The sequence below is a fragment of the Bartonella sp. DB5-6 genome (genome assembly GCF_000278115.1).
Classification (GTDB): domain Bacteria; phylum Pseudomonadota; class Alphaproteobacteria; order Rhizobiales; family Rhizobiaceae; genus Bartonella; species Bartonella refiksaydamii.
The window spans coordinates 71,512-75,108 of the sequence record NZ_JH725117.1 but is presented as its reverse complement, the minus strand read 5'-3'; the positions used below and the strand labels follow the sequence as shown (position 1 = coordinate 75,108).

Sequence of the window (3,597 nt, the reverse complement as noted above, 5' to 3'; positions counted from 1 at the left end):
GTGGTGGGTGTGTGGTTGGCGGTGGGTGTGTGGTTTGTGGTGGGTGTGTGGTTGGCGGTGGGTGCGTGGTTAGCGGTGGGTGTGTGGTTAGTGGAGTAAAGAGCTTGCCAACCAAACAAAATCGGTTCACATTGTGCTGCTGTTGGTTTTGGTTTTGCTCCCGCTTGCGCTAACCGTTCTTTCACGAGGGCAAGGGTGCCGTCTGGCTTATAAAAGGGAAAGATGATTTTTTCGCCATCCTCTCCTATGCGGTAGCGCTTTAAAATCTCAAGGGGGATGCGGCGTTCTTTGTGGAGATAAGTTTTTACTAAATTCTGTGGCGTGTTGCTTTTGGGAAGGGGAGGGCGTCGATAGGAATGATGAGGGGCCATAAAGGGTTTGGGACGCGTAAGATTGAGGGTAGCGCGGGCTTCTTCTAGTGCTTGAGAAAGGCTGATACTTTTGACTGCACACCATAGGTCTAAAAGATCTCCTCCTTTGCCTTCTGCAAAATCATACCAAAGTCCTGCTTTTTCTCCTCTCAAGCATACCGATAAACTTTGACCAGCTTCACCACGTGTATTGCCTACAATCCAGTTATTGCCCCGTCTGTGCCCTTGTGGAAGCAGCATTTCTGCTATCGTCCCCGCTTGGGAGATAAGCTTTTGTTTGATCTCAAAAATTGTGCTCATATTAAGATATACGGTAGTTGATAAGACTGCGGTAGAGGGCTTCGTCGTTGCTGCTGCGTGGTGTGAGAGAGGGATGAGAGGAAAAAATCGCAAGTTTTTCCTGCTGTTCCTTTATTCGCTCAATTTCTCGGCGAAACCAGTTGCGCCATGTGGCTTGCCAATCGACTTTAAGCGCTTCTTTGCCACTTTTGGCATGCCAATAATCACGAAATTTCTTTTCTTGCCAACGGGCTTGCTCTTCACTCAAACCTTCCAAAACTGCCGCATTGATATCTGCTTGCCAATCGCTTGGAAGACGGTGCCCTTTAGGGATTGCTCCTTGGGATATTGTCTTGCGGATCTTGGTTTTGCTGTGTGTCTCGGGGGCGTTTTTTGTGTTTGCTGTTGTGGTAAGAAGGCTCTTAGTCTTCTTGCTAGAGTTGTGTGATGACTCTCCACCTTCGTTAGCATCAGGAGGGTTTTCTATGACATCTTGTTGTGATGGCGGGAGTGGAGAAGGTTTTGTAGATGGGAGAGGAGAAGAGGGGTGCGCAGATATTTTCTCCTGCTTTGCTGTAGGAAAAGAAAAAAAGTTCTTTTCTAAAACACCGTTAGGTGTTTCCTTTTCTTCTCCTTTCTGAGCTTCTAAGTTTTGTTTATCATCTCTTGCACTCTCGTTGCGCAGTTGTTGAATCTCAGCATTGATTTCTTTACGTTTTTTTGCCGAAGAACGCCCCGCAAAGGATTTTTGTTCAAGCAATTTTGCTCGCTCTTGAAATACATTTTCACACCGCTTATTCCATAAACCACCCGCTAAATTTAAAATTTTTCCTTCTTCTATTAGCATTTCTAAAGCATTCGTAAAAGTTCGCTTGTCACAACCGCAAAGACGCGCTAAACGTTTTACCGATAACTCTAAAGGACGACCGCGGGCGTACATTTCGTTGAGAAGAATCGTATAGATTCCGATTTCGTGTGCACGCATTCCGCGAACTCCCCCTAGAAAATCATTCTGATACCAACAAACATAAGGAAGCCTAGATGATTCATAGTAAGGAGTTTCTTGTTGATTGGCGTATTTCATGTTTCAATCTACTTTCTTCTTTTTTATATTTCTCTTCATAATAAAACCGAGAACAGCGTCTTTTATGTATGCATTGACATTTGATTGAAGTTGGAACGCTTGAGTCAAAGTTGTTCAATTTCGTTGCGGTTTATTTTGTTAATTGATGGCGTTTTAGGTGTTTCTTTGAAGTTTAATCAATGATTAGACGTGCTTTAAGTGCGTGCAACTTTACAGTTTGAGATTATGTAGATAGCAAAGGATAAATAAGACAATATTTCTAAACCTATGGTCTTTTGGGGGGGGGCTTTCGGGAGCCTTTTTTGCATTCTTTGGGGTGGTGGATTGTTTTTATGATTCGAAAATACGCTTGGACCTCCTCCAAAAAGTAAAATTTGTTTACTTAATTTTATCCTTTTTAGAGGATAAAGCAAGTCCATTTTGCAAAAGGACGTGTCTTTTTTTTAAGATGCGCTATATGGTGAAACTATGAATATTGATGGTTGGCGTCAAAGATTGAAAGCAGCATTTGAAAAAAGTGGACGGTCAAAGCGATCTATTTCTCTTGCAGCAGGAAAAGGAGCAGGGTACCTCCACTCCATTCTCTCTGAAGGGAAAGAGCCAACAATTGAGTCACTTGCGCGGATTTGTCATGAAATTAATATCAGTATGAATTATATCCTTTATGGAGAAGGTGCTAGTTCTGAAGATAAAGAATTTATTGAACTTATTTCAAAACTTTCTCCTGAAGAAAGACAGGCAATTCTGACTCTTTTGCGGCGACCACCTGGCGAAGCATCAAAATAAACTCTTTTTGTGTTTTTGAATCAAGAGTGCTCCAGTATTTTATTAGTTCTAAATCACTCATTTTAGCTCTCCTGTCTGTTTGTGGTTGCGTTGAGTAAGAACAAATAGAGAACAACACAAAGGCATAGGGTGAATAAAATAATGACAAGCTTTTATTCATCTGTGCCGTTTGAACGTCATAAAGACTAAAAATGTATCTTTTATTGAGGATAAAATATTTGACATATCTCCCATAGAGGATATAAGACTAATGGTATATTCGGCCTTGTCAAGACAAAGCTGTATTTTATCAACTATCGAAAAGGGGGGAATTATGAAAAATATTCCATTCGTTAAAGAGGATGAAATCCTCATATTTATTTGTGAAGAAGAAAAGAGTGATGCCTATGAGGGACCACTCGACCAAATTGAAGAAGTATTCGAACTTATTGAAGAATACCAAACTGTTCAGAGACTCTTGCGCCTCGATCTTATCACACTTCATGCAGAGGATGTGAGTGAACAACTCGCTGATTTTTACGTCGCAAATCATGAAATCGACGAACAAAATACGCAACTCCAGCCATTTATTCTGAATAGTGATGCTTACCATGCTTGTTTAGAGGATAAAGTCGCGTGCGATTATGAAGATAATCTCTATGGCTCTTACGAAAAACAGCATCGCTTGCGCCCATGTGATGTCTTGACTGATTACTGGTGGTGAAAAGTTATGGCAAGTTATCTCAAGACTTTTTATCAGGGAATTCCACTTTACTACGCTGGAAATACCAAAAATACCATCAGACTCGAACCACAAAAACACAACGCAATCCTTTTCATTACACGAGAAGCTGCAGAGTGTGTCGCGAAAAATTTGTCTGAAGAATATCTTCGAGATGATTTTTGCGTCGTGTCTCTGCATGATTGAAGAGATTTTTGAGACAATGCATGAAGAGGTTACTTCATTGGGAAGGTATTTTAGCCTCTGAATGGAGGAGGTGGTTTTAAAGCTTTTTTCGCTGGTGGTGAGAGGGGGCAGGTTTCAGGTATTTGCTTTAGCTTTTGGGGGAGGTGTTGGTTTGGAGGAGCGGGCAAAGA

Annotated in this window: 4 protein-coding genes and 1 pseudogene; 3 read left to right on the top strand and 2 right to left on the bottom strand. The window is 41.6% G+C overall.

Annotated features, from left to right (window positions below; translation table 11 throughout):
• Both MCO_RS11125 and MCO_RS04145 read right to left on the bottom strand, forming a co-directional pair.
• Positions 1–671: pseudogene (locus MCO_RS11125) on the bottom strand (DNA primase); the annotation flags it as partial.
• A 1-nt stretch (position 672) separates the two neighbouring features.
• Positions 673–1,734 carry a YdaU family protein gene (locus tag MCO_RS04145; RefSeq protein WP_007552790.1) on the bottom strand — a complete coding sequence of 354 codons (1,062 nt, stop codon included), beginning with the start codon at positions 1,732–1,734 and terminating at the stop codon, positions 673–675.
• A gap of 468 nt (positions 1,735–2,202) precedes the next feature.
• Between MCO_RS04145 and MCO_RS04140 the strand changes: the two genes are divergently transcribed.
• The 3 genes from MCO_RS04140 (at position 2,203) to MCO_RS04130 (ending at position 3,427) form a co-directional block, all read left to right on the top strand.
• On the top strand, positions 2,203–2,520 hold the full coding sequence (locus tag MCO_RS04140) for an XRE family transcriptional regulator (protein WP_007552789.1): 318 nt from the start codon (positions 2,203–2,205) through the stop codon (positions 2,518–2,520).
• A gap of 313 nt (positions 2,521–2,833) precedes the next feature.
• Entirely contained in the window at positions 2,834–3,223 is a 390-nt protein-coding gene (locus tag MCO_RS04135) for a hypothetical protein (protein WP_040298805.1), read from the top strand.
• 6 nt (positions 3,224–3,229) lie between these two features.
• Positions 3,230–3,427, top strand: coding sequence for a hypothetical protein (locus tag MCO_RS04130; protein ID WP_007552787.1), 198 nt, complete (start codon positions 3,230–3,232; stop codon positions 3,425–3,427).
• Positions 3,428–3,597: the final 170 nt, after the last annotated feature.